The sequence below is a fragment of the Nonomuraea aurantiaca genome, from assembly GCF_020215705.1.
Classification (GTDB): domain Bacteria; phylum Actinomycetota; class Actinomycetes; order Streptosporangiales; family Streptosporangiaceae; genus Nonomuraea; species Nonomuraea aurantiaca.
In genome coordinates, this window is the sequence record NZ_JAIWNB010000001.1 from 131761 (window position 1) to 146373 (window position 14613).

At 69.8% G+C, this 14613-nt stretch carries 12 protein-coding genes; 7 read left to right on the forward strand and 5 right to left on the reverse strand.

Going from position 1 to position 14613, the window contains the following annotated elements; translation table 11 throughout:
- Positions 1 to 441 precede the first annotated feature (441 nt).
- Positions 442 to 1104 (forward strand): hypothetical protein, encoded by a 663-nt coding sequence (locus tag LDL49_RS00680; protein ID WP_225288874.1) that lies wholly within the window; start codon positions 442 to 444, stop codon positions 1102 to 1104.
- A gap of 11 nt (positions 1105 to 1115) precedes the next feature.
- On the opposite strand, the gene LDL49_RS00685 is transcribed toward LDL49_RS00680, so the two are convergent.
- Both LDL49_RS00685 and LDL49_RS00690 read right to left on the reverse strand, forming a co-directional pair.
- On the reverse strand, positions 1116 to 2339 hold the full coding sequence (locus tag LDL49_RS00685) for a hypothetical protein (RefSeq protein ID WP_225288875.1): 1224 nt from the start codon (positions 2337 to 2339) through the stop codon (positions 1116 to 1118).
- Positions 2340 to 2390: 51 nt separating this feature from the next.
- Entirely contained in the window at positions 2391 to 3035 is a 645-nt protein-coding gene (locus LDL49_RS00690; RefSeq protein WP_225288876.1) for an HAD family hydrolase, read from the reverse strand.
- A 117-nt stretch (positions 3036 to 3152) separates the two neighbouring features.
- Here LDL49_RS00690 and LDL49_RS00695 point away from each other — a divergent pair, with 117 nt between their 5' ends.
- Positions 3153 to 4244, forward strand: coding sequence for a glycerophosphodiester phosphodiesterase (locus LDL49_RS00695; protein WP_225288877.1), 1092 nt, complete (start codon positions 3153 to 3155; stop codon positions 4242 to 4244).
- Positions 4245 to 4309: 65 nt separating this feature from the next.
- Here the strand turns inward: LDL49_RS00695 and LDL49_RS00700 are convergent, their stop codons facing one another.
- Positions 4310 to 5845: a long-chain-fatty-acid--CoA ligase gene (locus LDL49_RS00700; RefSeq protein WP_225289828.1), complete on the reverse strand. Its 1536-nt coding sequence runs from the start codon at positions 5843 to 5845 to the stop codon at positions 4310 to 4312.
- A 176-nt stretch (positions 5846 to 6021) separates the two neighbouring features.
- On the opposite strand from LDL49_RS00700, the gene LDL49_RS00705 reads away from it, so the two are divergent.
- Together LDL49_RS00705 and LDL49_RS00710 are read left to right on the forward strand one after the other, a co-directional pair.
- Complete coding sequence (locus LDL49_RS00705) at positions 6022 to 7566, forward strand: GMC family oxidoreductase (protein WP_225288878.1); 1545 nt, start codon at positions 6022 to 6024, stop codon at positions 7564 to 7566.
- A 33-nt stretch (positions 7567 to 7599) separates the two neighbouring features.
- Complete coding sequence (locus LDL49_RS00710) at positions 7600 to 8853, forward strand: cytochrome P450 (protein ID WP_225288879.1); 1254 nt, start codon at positions 7600 to 7602, stop codon at positions 8851 to 8853.
- Here the strand turns inward: LDL49_RS00710 and LDL49_RS00715 are convergent.
- Positions 8828 to 10267, reverse strand: coding sequence for an FAD-dependent oxidoreductase (locus tag LDL49_RS00715; protein WP_225288880.1), 1440 nt, complete (start codon positions 10265 to 10267; stop codon positions 8828 to 8830). The genes LDL49_RS00710 and LDL49_RS00715 overlap by 26 nt on opposite strands.
- 90 nt (positions 10268 to 10357) lie before the next feature.
- On the opposite strand from LDL49_RS00715, the gene LDL49_RS00725 reads away from it, so the two are divergent.
- Positions 10358 to 11041: a TetR/AcrR family transcriptional regulator gene (locus LDL49_RS00725; protein ID WP_308016046.1), complete on the forward strand. Its 684-nt coding sequence runs from the start codon at positions 10358 to 10360 to the stop codon at positions 11039 to 11041.
- A 59-nt stretch (positions 11042 to 11100) separates the two neighbouring features.
- The gene (locus LDL49_RS00730) at positions 11101 to 11934 is read left to right on the forward strand and encodes an alpha/beta fold hydrolase (RefSeq protein WP_225288881.1); all 834 of its coding nucleotides are present in this window, start codon (positions 11101 to 11103) and stop codon (positions 11932 to 11934) included.
- 9 nt (positions 11935 to 11943) lie between these two features.
- Here LDL49_RS00730 and LDL49_RS00735 read toward each other — a convergent pair whose 3' ends face one another.
- Complete coding sequence (locus LDL49_RS00735) at positions 11944 to 13116, reverse strand: TRM11 family SAM-dependent methyltransferase (protein ID WP_225288882.1); 1173 nt, start codon at positions 13114 to 13116, stop codon at positions 11944 to 11946.
- A 241-nt stretch (positions 13117 to 13357) separates the two neighbouring features.
- Here LDL49_RS00735 and LDL49_RS00740 point away from each other — a divergent pair, with 241 nt between their 5' ends.
- Positions 13358 to 14599 carry a cytochrome P450 gene (locus tag LDL49_RS00740; RefSeq protein WP_225288883.1) on the forward strand — a complete coding sequence of 414 codons (1242 nt, stop codon included), beginning with the start codon at positions 13358 to 13360 and terminating at the stop codon, positions 14597 to 14599.
- The last annotated feature ends 14 nt before the right edge of the window (positions 14600 to 14613 follow it).

The following is a 14613-nucleotide window of genomic DNA, read 5'->3' on the forward strand; positions in this document are numbered from 1 at the left end:
GGCCTCGAAGGCGAATGAATTGATCACCTGGACATTAAATGATCGCAACCTACTCAACAAGGGCCTGAGCTGAGGTGAATGTGCAGATCGCCGCTCAATGTGCGGATGGCGGGCATCTGCACAGGTAGAGCGGTCGTATGGCGGAATTGTGGCGAATATATGGCGCCTTGGCGGACAATGCACATGCGCGCTGTAAATCGCGCTCATTGACCATGGTGGGTAATGGCGAAAGGCGGTCTCTGCGGCGCCCTTTCTTCCGCTCCCCTGGGAGGGGGCGTCCATTCTGAGGGGCCTCAGTCAAGACGGACCGTCCTCTTCCGCTCCCCCGGAGGGGGCACCTCCCGAGGGCCTCAGCCACCCCGGACCATCACAGAGATCGAGACGGTCGTGTGACGAAACCCCCGGAAAGTCCCGGTGATCACCTCACTAGGATGCGTTCCCATGCGCTCCGTGATCTTAGGCGGCACTGCCGCCGCTCTCCTTCTGGCCTCCGCCACTCCCGCGCTGGCCACCGCCCCCGACAAGCCCCTGACCTCGGCTCAACTGAGCGAGGCCCTCATCACGCCCGAGGACTTGGGCGACGCTTACACCCCCAATCCGAAACACATCCGCGAGGCGCTGGACGCCGAGTCGGCCCACACGAAGAAGTGCGTACGGGCGATGAGGGCACTGAAGCCCCTCCTCAGAAGCCCCGCGTCCGTCTACATCGACAAGGAGGGCCTGCCGTCGGGCGTCAAGCAGTTCGCCATCAGCGGCACCTCGGCCAAGATGGCCGCCTGGCAGACGGTGGGCAAGGTCATGGTCCGGGACTGCGCCGGCACCAAGACGAAGACCAAACGCGCCAAGTCGACCATCACCAAGCTCTCCATCGGCGCGGTCGGGAACTGGGTGTACGGGATCAGGTACAAGGAGACGATGGCGACGAGGGACGCCGAGATTCAGGCGGCGGATGTCGTGCTCATCAGAGTCAAGAACACCGTCACATTGCTGGTGAGCGACGGTTTCTTCGGAGCGTTCGAGCCCGCTCTGAGCAAGCGGGCGGCGAGGCTGGCGGTGCCGAAGCTTCGGGACGCCCAGGGCGAACGAAGCAACAGCTTCGGATAGGGCAAAGGACGCTATTTCAGCAGCGCGGTCCGCTCGATGAAGGCCGCGTTGGCGTCCTGTTGCCGCTCCGCCTGCTGGTCCTGGCGCCGCTTGACCTCCGGGCACAAGTACCCGAGAGCCTCGACGGTCTCATAGTTCCGCAGGTACGCCCCCAGCGGCCCCTCTTCGGCCCGCCGGTCCGGTGTGTCGCCGCGCAGGACCGCCTCGCACAGCCGCCGGCCGATCGCGACGACTCGATCGTCGGGCACACCGGCGAACTGCCCCGGAAGTTCACCGTCCTGTCTGACGAGGCATAGGAAGGCGAGCTCGCGCTGCCCGGCGGACGGCCGCACCGGGACGTAGCGGGCGGTTTGCCACGGTTCGCAGGCCGCGGAGCTCGCCGCCGTGACCTTCCCGATCGGTGCGTCCATGCGCGGCACGGTGACCAGCAGGAGGACGACGGCGAGCGTGGCGGCGACGCGGACGTCCGGACTCCGGTACGGCCGTCGCGCGCGGCGCACGCGTACCGCCACGATGATCAGTACGGCGGTGCCGACATCGTAGAGCTGCCAGGCCCACGAGGCGGGCTCGTACATCTGACCCCAGGTTCGCGCGCATCCCTCACCGGCGACCGCGTCGAGTCCGGCCATCACGAAGGCCAGCGCCCCGAACAGCCCCAAGGGGATCACCGCGGCCCAGCCGACCGCCCGGCCCCACCGCCGGTAGCCCTTGCGCACCAGCAGCGCCCACACTCCGAAGCCCACCGCCACCACCGCGGGTTGCGGCACGAGGCGCAAGGGGGACAGCAGGAAGTCGGCCGACATGTACAGGTCGAAGCCGGGACAACCGCCCCACATCGCGATCATGTCGTACTCGGTCGTGGTCGAAGAGAACAGGGAGACCGCGTACGGGATGCTCACCAGCGCGAGCGCGACGCTCCACAGCGTCAGCGACATCCGCCACCGCACCGGGATGACGGCGCGCGGGCCGATCCCCTGACGGCGGCCGACCACGAGCAGCAGTATCGCGGCCGTGGCGAAGGCGGCGCCGATCAGCAGCAGCGCAGCGTCGTCGAAGGGCAGGAGGGCGGCGATGCCGCTGCGGTGGCCGGTGGCGACGGCGGGGGCTTCGCCCATGGCGATCCGGGCTTGCACCTCCGCCTCGCTCGGCCGGCCGAGTCCGGTGAGCGGCGTGACGGCGGCCGCGGCGAGCAGGATCAGGAGCGCCGCGCTCAGCCGGAGGACCCATCGCCGCATACCTATCGCTCCCGGTGTAAATGGGCGACGGCGTCCCGCTGTGCAGATTCCCTAACAGACGACATCGAGCAGGGCGATCGCGTCGAGCACGTCGGGCACCTCATGGTCCGCCCCCGGGGATAAACCCGGGGACAGGCCGCGGTCGATCCAGATCGTGCGCAGGCCCGCGCCGCGCCCGCCCGCCACGTCCTTCTCCACGTCGTCCCCGACCATCCAGTCCCCGTCCGCCAGCGTGGTGTCGCACCGGCGGGCGGCGATCTCGAACAGCTCGGGGTCCGGCTTGCTGAAGCCCTCGGCGTCCGAGATGGCCCAGCCGTCCACCCGGTCCACCAGGCCGCTGTGGTGGATCTTTCCGGACTGGTTGTCGGCCATGCCGTTGGTCACGATGCCGACCCGCCAGCCGGACATGCGCAGGCGATCGAGGGACTCGAGTACGGCGGGGCGGCAGGTGACGAGGTGCGGCAGGCGGTCACGGTAGCCCTGCCAGAGCGAGTCGGCCGACTCGGCGAGCCCGAACCGCTCACGGACGTGGGTGAAGAACGTGCTCATCGGGATGGAGCCGTCGGCGTCCAGCTCGATCATCCAGGCCACATCCTGCGCGCCCAGTCCCCTGTCGGCGGCGAACTCGGCGGCCCAGCGCTTGAAGGCGTCGAGGCGGTCGATCAGGGTGTTGTCGAGGTCGAAGAGTGCCAGCACGCCTCAGGACCATACAGGTGTTCGATGACGCGCGGCGGCCTTCCGCGCAACAGGTGATCAACGGTTGTGCGCCCGATCGTCACTCACCGGCCACTTTGCCGGTCTAACGTACGCGGCATGCTGACGCGCAGATTATTCGCGAGCGCTCTGGCCGTCCTGACCGGTGGTACGGTCGCGGTCGTGCTGCTCCAGCCCCACACCGCCACGGCCGAGCGCCGCGCCCAGGCCCCCGTCGTCATCGGGCATCGGGGCGCCAGCGCTCACCGGCCCGAGCACACGCTGCTCTCGTACGAGGCGGCCATCGCGATGGGCGCCGACTACATCGAGCCCGACCTGGTCTCCACCAAGGACCACATCCTGGTGGCCAGGCACGAGAACGACATCACCGGCACCACCGACGTGGCCGCCCATCCGGAGTTCGCCGACCGGCGCACCACCAAGACGGTCGACGGCCGGCCGATCACCGGCTGGTTCACCGAGGACTTCACGCTGGCCGAGCTGAAGACGCTGCGGGCCAAGGAACGCGTGCCCGACCTGCGGCCCGACAACACGGCCTTCGACGGGGTGGCGGAGATCCCGACGTTCGAGGAGGTCGTGCGGCTCGCGCAGCGCCACGGCGTGGGCGTCTATCCCGAGACCAAGCATCCGACGTACTTCGACTCCATCGGCCTGTCGCTGGAGGAGCCGCTGCTGGAGACGCTCAACAGCAACCACCTGCGCAAGGTGTACATCCAGTCGTTCGAGACCGCGAACCTGCGGGAGCTGCGCAAGAAGACCAGGCTGCCGCTGATCCAGCTGATCACGTTCGGCGGGGCGCCGTACGACTGGGTCGCCGCCGGTGATCAGCGTACTTATGACGACATGGTGAAGCCGGAGGGGCTGCGCGAGGTGGCCTCGTACGCGAACGGGATCGGCGTGGACACCCGCCGCGTCGTGCCCGTGGGAGCGGACGGCAAGCTGACGGAGCCCACCACGCTCGTCCAGGACGCCCACCGCAGGCGGCTGGACGTGCACGTCTGGACCATCCGTAACGAGAACTCCCAGCTCCCCCTCGACTACCGGCTGGGCAACCCGGCCAGCCCGGCCTTCCCGCGCGCCACCGGCGACGTGATGGGCTGGCTGAGCAGGCTGCTCGACCTGGGCGTGGACGGCGCGTTCTGCGACGATCCGGCCATGGGCCGGGCCGTGGTGGCGACGCGGGCAAGCTAGCCCGGGGGAGTGACGGCGCGGCGCACGCGCGCCACGCCGTCACAGCCGGTCGGGTTCCGAGGGAGCTACCGGAGCTCGCGCTTGAGGATCTTGCCCGTGGCGGTCATCGGCAGCTCGTCGCGGAACTCCACGACGCGCGGGTACTTGTAGGCCGCCATGTTCTCCTTGGCCCAGGCGATCAGCTCGTCCTCGGTCGCGGTAGAGCCGGGCGTGCGGATGATATACGCCTTGATCTCCTCGCCGAGCGACTCGTGCGGTACGCCCACGACGGCGGCCAGCGAGACGGCCTCGTGGGTCATCAGGACCTCTTCGAGCTCGCGCGGGTAGACGTTGAACCCGCCACGGATGATCATGTCCTTGGACCGGTCGACGATCGCGTAGTGGCCGTCGGCGTCGCGGGTGGCGATGTCGCCGCTGCGGAACCAGCCGTCGCGCATCACCTCGGCCGTGGCCTCCGGACGGCCGTAGTAGCCCTTCATGATGTTGTGGCCGCGGATCGCGATCTCGCCCGGGCCCTCGCCCTCGATCGTCTTCCAGCCGCTGTCGATGAGCTTCATCTCCACACCCCAGATCGGGGTGCCGACCGTGCCCGGCTTGGCGGGGCGGTCCGGCTGGTTGAAGCTGGCCACCGGCGAGGTCTCCGACAGGCCGTACCCCTCGAGGATGGCGACGCCGAACGTCTTCTCGAAGTCCTTCAGCACCTCGAGCGGGGAGGCGGAGCCGCCCGCCACGGCGGTCCGCAGGCTCGTGGGCGGCGCGACGCCGTCCGCGTGGACCTTCGACAGCATCGCCCAGTACATGGTCGGCACGCCGGCGAAGAACGTGACGCCCTCCTTGGCCATGAGCGCCAGCGCGTCGCCCGGCTCGAAGCGCGGCATCAGCACGACCGTGGCCCGCCGCAGGAACCCCTGGTTCATCACGACCGTCTGGCCGAACGAGTGGAACAGCGGCAGCACCGCCATCATCACGTCGCCGCCCTCGGCGCTCGGGAACATCCGGTCGCAGACGATGGCGTTCATCAGCATGTTCTGGTGGCTGAGCTCGGCGCCCTTGGGCTGGCCCGTGGTGCCGGAGGTGTAGAGGATCACCGCCGTGTCCTCGGCCGCCGTCTGCACGGTCTCGAACACGCCGGACATGCCGTCGAGCGCCGCCCAGATCGACTCGCCGTACACGGATTCGGTCGCCAGCGGCGTGGCGGGCAGCACGAAGAAGTGCTCGCACCCCTCGGCCGCCTCGAAGCCGGCCTTCCCGCGCTCGCCCAATGGCAGCTCGGGCGTGCCCTCGAAGCAGAACAGCGCCTTGGCGTCGCTGTCGTCGAGGTGGTAGGCGATCTCCCGCGACTGCAGCAGCACGTTGAGGGGCACCACCGTCGCCCCGGCCTTGAGGATGCCGAAGTAGACGAAGGGGAAGTACGGCAGGTTGGGGCAGGCCAGCGCGACCTTGTCGCCCTTGCCGATGCCGCGCGAGGCCAGCAGGTTGGCCACCTGCGCCGCCACGGTGTCGATCATTGAGTACGGCAGCCGCATGTCACCGAAGACGATGGCCGTGCCATCCGGCGTGGCCCTGGCACTGTCCTCCAGGACGATCGACAGGTTGAGCATGAGCGCCTTCCTCCCTGTGTACGGCTTGCGCGCCATCATGGCAGGAAGGCATACCAGTCGGTAGGGGCAAAACCCGCACCGTACGGTCACCTCAGAGGGCGGTTGCAGATGCGTATGGACGCGGTATATCGCCTGGGAGTAAGCAAGTACCAGATTACTTACGCCTGGGAGGGGCCATGGAGTACGACTACGTGATCGTCGGGGCCGGGTCGGCGGGGTGTGTGCTGGCCAACAGGCTGTCGGCCGATCCCAGGGTGTCCGTGGCGCTGATCGAGGCGGGCGGCAAGGACGACAAGCTGGAGATCCGCATGCCCGCGGGCTTCGCCAAGCTGTTCAAGACCGACTACGACTGGAACTACACCACCGCCAAGCAGAGCGAGATGTCCGGCCGGGAGCTCTACTGGCCCAGGGGCAGGATGCTCGGCGGCTCGTCCTCACTCAACGCGCAGATGTGGGTGCGCGGCTGCGAGCGCGACTACGACCAGTGGGGGATCCCGGGCTGGACCTACGACGAGGTTCTGCCGTACTTCACCAAGGCCGAGCACCGCGTCGGCAGCAACAACGGCGGCGTCTACGGCTCGTCCGGCCCGCTGTTCATCTCCGAGCTGCGCAGTCCCAACGTCACCACCGCGGCCTTCCTCAAAGCCTGCGACGAGCTCGGATTAGCGCGGCTGTCCGAGCTCAACGGCCGCTCCAACGAGGGCTACAGCGCCACGCCCGTCACCCAGAACCGGGGCAGGAGGTGGAGCTCCGCCGACGCCTACCTGCGCCCGGCGCTGAAGCGACCCAACCTGACGGTGATCACTGGCGCGACCGTGGACCGGGTGCTGTTCGACGGCACGCGGGCCGTCGGCGTCGAGCACGACGGCGGCGCGCAGGTCAAGGCGAAGCGCGAGGTCATCCTGTCGGCGGGCGCGATCGGCTCGCCGTACCTGCTCATGCGCTCGGGGGTCGGCGCGGCCGACGAGCTGCGCGACGAGGGCGTCCCGGTCGTGCGGGACCTTCCCGAGGTCGGCAAGAACCTGCAGGACCACCTGTCGACCGGCGTGTACGTGCAGTCCAAGCAGCCGGTCACGCTGACCAAGGCGGAGTCGATCGGCAACCTCCTGCGCTACATCGTGCTGCGCTCCGGCATGCTCACCACGAACGTGGGCGAGGCGGTGGCGTTCATCAGAACGTCGCCGGAGGAGCCCGCCCCCGACATCGAGCTGATCTTCGCGCCCGGCCCGTTCATCGACCACGGCCTCACACCGCCGACCGGCCACGGGCTGACCGTCGGCGTGGTGCTGCTGCAGCCGGAGAGCCGCGGCAGGATCGGGCTGAGCGGCCGCGAGGCGGTGATCGACCCCGGCTACCTGACCCAGGAGGCCGACGTCAAGCGGCTGGTCGCCGGGCTGAAGACGGCCAAGCAGATCTTCGCCACCGCGGCGATGAAGGAGTACGCGGGCGGCCCGATGGCCCCCTACCAGGGGCCGGAGAGCGACGCCGAGCTCACCCAGTGGGTACGCGAGCGCGGCGAGACCCTCTACCACCCGGTCGGCACCTGCCGCATGGGCACCGACGCCGAGTCGGTCGTCGACCCGGAGCTCAAGGTACGCGGCCTCGACGGGCTCAGGGTCGTGGACGTGTCGATCATGCCGACCCTGAACCGTGGACACACGCACGCCCCGGCCATCATGATCGGCGAGAAGGGGGCCGAGCTCATCGCCAAGCGGCCTTGACGTAAGTGACTACTTGCAGAAGGCTTGGTGTTCATGACGCTCTCCAGTGACCTGGACATCTCGCAACTGGTGTTCTGGGGGCTGCCCCAGGCCGAGCGCATGGCCGTCTTCCGCCGGTTGCGCCAGCTGGACGAGCCGGTGTTCCTGACGGAGCAGGCCGTGCCGTTCATCAAGGGCGGGCCCGGCTACTACGCCCTGGTGCGCCACGCGGACGTGACCGAGGCCAGCAGGAACGCGGCCGTGTTCAGCAGCGAGCCGTGCTCCAACAGCGTGCCCGACATGCCGCGCTGGCTGGCCGTGTACTTCGGGTCGATGATCAACATGGACGACCCGCGGCACGCCCGGCTGCGCAGGATCGTGTCCAGGGCGTTCACGCCGCGCATCCTGTCCAAGATGGAAGAGGACCTGGCCACGGCCGCCGCCGAGATCGTGGACCGGGCGATCGAGGAGGGGCCGGGCGACTTCGTGGCGCAGATCGCCGCCCAGCTCCCGGTCCGCGTCATCTGCGACATAATGGGCATTCCGGCGAAATTTCATGACATGGTGCTTCGGCGGACCAACGTGATCCTCGGCAACGCCGACCCCGAGTACACCGGCATCGACCCCGAGTTCAGCCGCGTCAACGTGGCCCGCGGCCTGGCCAAGCTGCTGCGCGCCGGCTTCTCCCTGAACCGGCTCGCCGCCCGCCTGGGCGACGAGCGGCGCAGGAATCCCACGGGCGACCTGGTCAGCCTGCTGGTCAACGGTGAGGAGCGGCTGACCTCGCAGGAGCTGGGCTCGTTCTTCATCCTGCTCGTGGTGGCCGGCAGCGAGACCACCCGCAACGCGATCGCGTACGGGCTCAAGCTCTTCACCGACCACCCCGAGCAGCGGCGGCTGCTCCTGGACGACTTCGACGGCCGCGTCACCAAGGCGTGCGACGAGGTCGTGCGCTACGCCACGCCGGTGATCCAGTTCCGCCGCACGCTCACGCGGGACCATGAGATGAACGGCATGCGCTACACGAAGGGGGACAAGGTCCTGCTCTTCTACAACTCGGCCAACCGTGACGAGACGGTGTTCAAGGACCCCGACACGTTCGACATCACCCGCGATCCGAACCCGCACGTCGGCTTCGGCGGCCCCGGCCCGCACTTCTGCCTGGGCGCCCACCTGGCGCGCAGGGAGATGACCGTGATGTTCCGCGAGCTGTTCACGCGGCTGCCCGGCATCAGGTCAGAGGGGGAGCCCGACTTCCTGCTGTCCAACTTCATCAACGGGATCAAGCACCTGAAGTACACCTTCTGAGGGCCTCGGCCAGGCCCTCCTCGCCGCGCCAGGCCACGAAACCGTCCGGCCGTACGAGCAGCGTTCCGTACGGCCAGCCGTCCACCACGTGCACCGGCACGTCGATCCCGGTCACCGGCTCCGCCGCGAACACGCAGAACGCCGAGCCGACCAGGTCGAGCGTGGAGCGCTCGCCGACCCAGACGTGCGGCAGTCGCGAGCCGGGCGAGCCGTCCAGGGCCAGCGCCACGTCCTCGGTCGAGGGCAGCTCGTCGATCGTGGCGCCGTAGCGGTAGCCCAGGTGGACGATGGGCGCATTCACCGCGCCCGCCTCGGCGCGCCGCCGGGGCGCGTCCGGGCCGCCGTCGAAGTGCAGCCGCAGATCGCGCATTCGCAGCAGCGACTGCTCCATCGCGAGCACCGCCACCGGGCGCCGTTCGTCGTGGTAGGTGTCGAGCAGGGCGGGCGCGGCCCTGCCGGACAGCACCCAGGCGAGCTTCCACGCCAGGTTGTGGGCGTCCGCGATGCCGGTGTTGAGGCCGAACGCCCCCGTCGGCGGTACGGCGTGCGCCGCGTCCCCGGCCAGGAACACCCGGCCCTGGGACAGCCGGTCCGCCACCTGGGCCCGCGCCCGCCAGGCCAGCACGCTGAGGATCTCGACCTCCAGGCCGGGGTCGCCGATGGCGGTTCTGATCAGGTCGGCGGTGGGCTCCTGGCCGGTGTGGAACACCCACTCGCTCTTGGCGTCGATCGTCAGGATCATGCCGGGCGCGGCCGGGTTCGTGATCTCGCAGAGGCCGAATGTGTACTCGCCGGTCAGCCCGCTCAGATCAGCGCGGAACAGGACATTGTTCGTGGTGGGACCGAGCACTCCGGGTCCCGAGACGCCGATGCCGAGTTCCGACCGCACCCGGCTGCGTACCCCGTCGGCGGCGATCAGGTAGCGGGCCCGCAGCGCGCTCCCGTCCGACAGCAGCACGGTCACGCCTTCGCCGTCCTGCTCCACCGAGACCACCTGGGCCCCGTAGCGCACGGTCGCGCCCCGGTCGCGGGCCGCGTCGAGGAGCACCGCGTCCAGGCGGTTCTGGGGACAGGTGCCGCGAATCCGGGCCGGCGTGTAGTCCATCCGGGCGACGGTCTGGGCACGGGTGGGGAGGGTCTTGGCCAGGGCGGCCAAGTCGGCCCCCGCGAGCGTGTCCACGGTGATCTTGCCGAAGGCCGAGCCGGTCGCGTCGACGGCCACCTCGTTGACGGCCGCCTCCAGACCGACCTCGCGCAGTAGCTCGGCGGTGCGCATGCCCAGGCCGGTGGCGCGCGGATGGATCTGTGGCCCCGGCCGGCGCTCCAGCACCTGAGCCCGGACGCCGTGCTGCGCCAGGAAGACCGCCGCGCTCAGGCCCACCGTGCCGCCGCCGGCGATGAGGACGTCGTGCATGACTCCACCCCTTTCGTTGTGGGAACAGTGTTCCCGCGAATGGGAACACTGTACCCACTGCCGTACGATGGCACCAGAGGGGGTGGCCGGATGTCTCTGGTGTGGAGCCGCGAGCCGTACTCGCCCAAGCGGCAGGCGATGAGCGTCGATCGGGTCGTACGCGCCGCGATCGGGATCGCCGACGCGGAGGGCCTCGACGCCCTGTCCATGCGCAGGGTGGCGGCCGAGGTGAAGTCGGGCACCACCTCGCTCTACCGCTACGTCGCCAACCGCGACGAGCTGCTCGACCTCATGGTCGACGCGGTCTGGGGCGAGGAGCCGCCTGGGGAGGTCAGCGGTGACTGGCGGGCGGACCTGGCCGAGGTGGCGCGCGCGCAGCGGTCGACGCTGCTGCGCCACGGCTGGCTCGGGACGCTGATGGCGAGCCGGCCCACGCTCGGCCCCCACTCGCTGCGCCGCTTCGACGCCACGCTGAAGGCCGCCGCCGCGCTGACCCCCGACATCACGCGGGCCGCCGCGGTCATCGCGATGCTCGGCGACTACGTGCTGGGGGCCGTGGCCAGGGAGCTGGCCGAGCAGGAGGCGAGCCGCCGCACCGGGATGACCGAGCAGGAGTGGCGGGCGAGCGTCGCGCCATACCTCAGGGAGGTCATCGCGAGCGGCGACTACCCGGAGTTCACCAGGAGGGTGGTGGAGGCCGGCGAGCTGGACTTCACCGATCAGTTCGAGTTCGGGCTGCGCTGCCTGCTGCGGGGGGTCGAGGGGGCCGGCTGATTTCGATCCCGGAGCAGAGTGCTACTCCAGCGGAGAACCGACTGCTAGGTTTCGCAGTCATGGAGATCAGAACCGTCCACGCCAACGGGGTGGAGTTCGCGTATCTGGCCGTAGGGGAGGGGCCGCTGGCCCTGTGCCTGCACGGCTTCCCTGACACGGCCCACACCTGGCGTCACCTGCTCCCGGCGCTTGCCGAGCGTGGCTACCGCGCGGTCGCGCCGTTCCTGCGCGGCTACGCGCCGACCGAGATCCCCGCCGACGGCGCCTACGAGGCCGGCGCGCTCGTCGCCGACGTACGGGCGCTGCACGAGGAGCTCGGTGGCGACTCCGCCGCGGTGCTCATCGGCCATGACTGGGGCGCGTTCCCCGTCTACGCGACCGCCGACCGCTTCCGCAGATCCGTGGCCATGGCCGTGCCGCCGACGGGCGCCCTGGCGGCCGGGTTCTTCGACTACGAGCAGCTCAAGCGCTCGTTCTACGTCTTCCTCTTCCAGACCGCCCTGGCCGAGACGGCCGCCGCCGCCCCCGGCTTCCTCGAGGGCATCTGGCGCGACTGGTCGCCCGGCTACGACGCCGAACAGGACCTGGAGTTCGTCCGGCAGAGCATCGGCGCACCGGCGAACCTGGCGGCGGCCATCGGCTACTACCGGGCGATGCTCGGCACCACCCCGCCCACCGGGCGCTACCCGGCACCGGAGCCCGCCACCACCGGGCCGATCCTCTACCTGCACGGGACCCAGGACGGCTGTCTCTCGGCCGACCTGGTCAAGGACGCGCTGAGCCACCTGCCGGCCGGATCGCGGACCGAGCAGGTGGCCGGCGCGGGTCACTTCCTCCACCTCGAAAAGCCGGCGGAGGTCAACCGGCTCATCCTCGACTGGCTGACCGCCTGAGGGCGGCGGTCAACCGGCTCGTCCTCGACTGGCCGACCTCCTGAGGACCGCCACGACCGGATGGCGTCCTGCCAGGGTGAGGTGAATGGATTTGTCCACCCCGAATCCGGGCGGCCGCCACGCCTCCGGAAGGAGCGCCACGACCGTGCCGTCCACGGCCAGGACACGGTGGATCTCCCGCCACAGGCGGCCGGGGTCGCGGCGGAGCCGCCCGCTCGGAGCGACCTGACGGTCCCAGGGCGGATTCACCAGGACTCGGTCCACACTGCCGTCCGGCAGGGGAATCCGCCCCGCATCGGCCACACTCCAGGCGATGGCGGCGGCTGAGGCGCGGGTGGCGTTGGCGGTGGCGACCTGGACGGCGTGCGGGTCGTGGTCGAAGCCGAGCAGGCGCGCGTGCGGCGCGAGCGCGCGGGCCTCGATGAGCGTGGTACCCGCGCCACAGCAGGGGTCGAGCACGGTGCCGGCGCGGTCGAGCCGCGCCAGCCCGGCCATGGCGGCGGCCACCGGCGGGTGCAACGTGCCCGACACCGACACCGTCTTGTACGGCCTGCGGTGCAGCGGTCTGGCGGCCACCCGCAGCGCGATGACCGCCTGCCCGCCCTCCACCGTGACCCGCCACGCCGCCGAGCCCTCGGGCGGCACCCGGCCGTCGCGGCGCGAGTGGTACACCAGGCCCAGCGGCCGGGCCAGCTCGCCGCCGACGGCGTCCTCGATGTCGAACCGGCTGTAGTTCCGCCGCCCGACGAACGACGCCGACACCTCCACCCCACCACCCCGCACGGCGTACGGTGGGCCGCCTACCCCACCTCCCCGCACGGCGTACGGTGGGCCGCCGTCCAGCACCCCGCCGTCCAGCACCCCGCCGTCCAGCACTCCGCTGTCCCGCACGCCTATCTGATGGGTGAGTTTCGTCAGGCTCTCGGCGTCGAGCTCGCGAGCCGCCCGCGACAGACGTACCAGCGCCTCCCTGTCGCGCCCGATGCCCTCCACGACGGCCGCCACCAGCAGCACGTCGTCGGCCATCCGCAACCCCAGCAACTCCGGCCCGGGATCGGCCGTCTCGAACCACACCTCACGGTGGCGCACCCCGCGCACCACCCCGAGCCCGGCACCTTGGATCTCCGCGGCCACCAGGGGCTCGATGCCACGCACCGCCCTGGCCACGGCAAGCGTATGCACGTGTCCTTCTCCCACGTCGCGACCCGGGACGGCGGCCGGCCGTCCCGCATCACCGGCGGTGGGTCATCCACGGCCCGCCGGCGGGTCGCTAGCGCAGGAAGAAGAAGAACGTCATGCGCCCACGCTATAGATCATCCGCCTCCGGAGGCCACCGATTTTCCGCGCGCGCCCGGCCCCACAGACGTACGGTGTACTTCGATCGCGTTGACGTGAATAGGCCGCTATCCGAATGATGGTGTTCATGGACGTGCTGGACTTCGACCTGTCGGACCGTGACTTCTGGGCCAAGCCGATGGCGGAGCGGAGAGCCGCCTTCGACCGGCTCCGGGCGCGAGATACACCGGCCTTCTTCGCCGAGCCGGTGGTCGACTTCGCCCCGCAGGGGCCCGGCTACTACGCGCTGGTCAAGCATGCCGACATCCTGGAGGCCAGCCGCAATCCGGAGGTCTTCTCCTCGGGCAACGGCGGGGCCACGAACATCCTCGACATGCCCGCCGAGTTCGCCGAGTACTTCGGCTCGATGATCAACATGGACGACCCCCGGCACGCGCGCCTCCGCCGGATCGTCTCCCGGGCCTTCACCCCCAAGATGATCAAGCAGTTCGAGGCGGACGTGGACACCGCGGCCGCCAAGATCGTGGACGACCTGCTGGTCACGGGCTCCGGCTGCGACTTCGTCACCCAGGTCGCCGCCCGCCTGCCCTTGAAGATCATCTGCGACATGATGGGCATCCCCGAGCGCGACTACCAGTTCGTCTACGAGCGCTCGAACGTCATCCTGGGCGGCTTCGACCCCGAATACACCGGCGACGACGTCACCCAGGTGGTCCCGCTCCTGCTCAACGCCGGGATGGAGCTGCAGCAGCTGGTCCAGGACCTGGCCGCCTACCGTACGGACCAGCCCACGAACGACCTGACGTCCTCCCTCGTCAACGCCAACATCGACGGCGAGCGGCTGACGTCGCAGGAGCTCGGGTCGTTCTTCATCCTGCTGGTGGTGGCGGGCAACGAGACCACCCGCAACGCCATCTCGTACGGCCTGCGCCTGCTCACCAACAACCCCGACCAGCGGGCGCTGTGGCTGGAAGACGTCCAGGGCCGGGCGGCCGGGGCCGTGGAGGAGATCGTCCGGCTGGCCTCGCCGGTGAACTTCATGCGCCGCAAGGTGACCAGGGACCACGAGATGAACGGCCACCTCTACCGGAAGGACGAGAAGGTGGTGCTGTACTACTGGGCGGCCAACCGCGACGAGGCCGTCTTCGCGGAGCCCGAGCGGTTCGACATCACCCGCTCACCCAACCCGCACGTGGGGTTCGGCGGGCCGGGGCCGCACTTCTGCCTGGGGGCGCACCTGGCCCGGCGGGAGATCACGGTGATGTACCGGGAACTCCTCCGCCGGGTGCCCGGCATCCAGGCGGGCAAGCCGGACCGCCTGCACTCCAGCTTCATCAACGGCATCAAGCACCTGGAGTGCACCTTCTAGAGCCACCTTCCCGA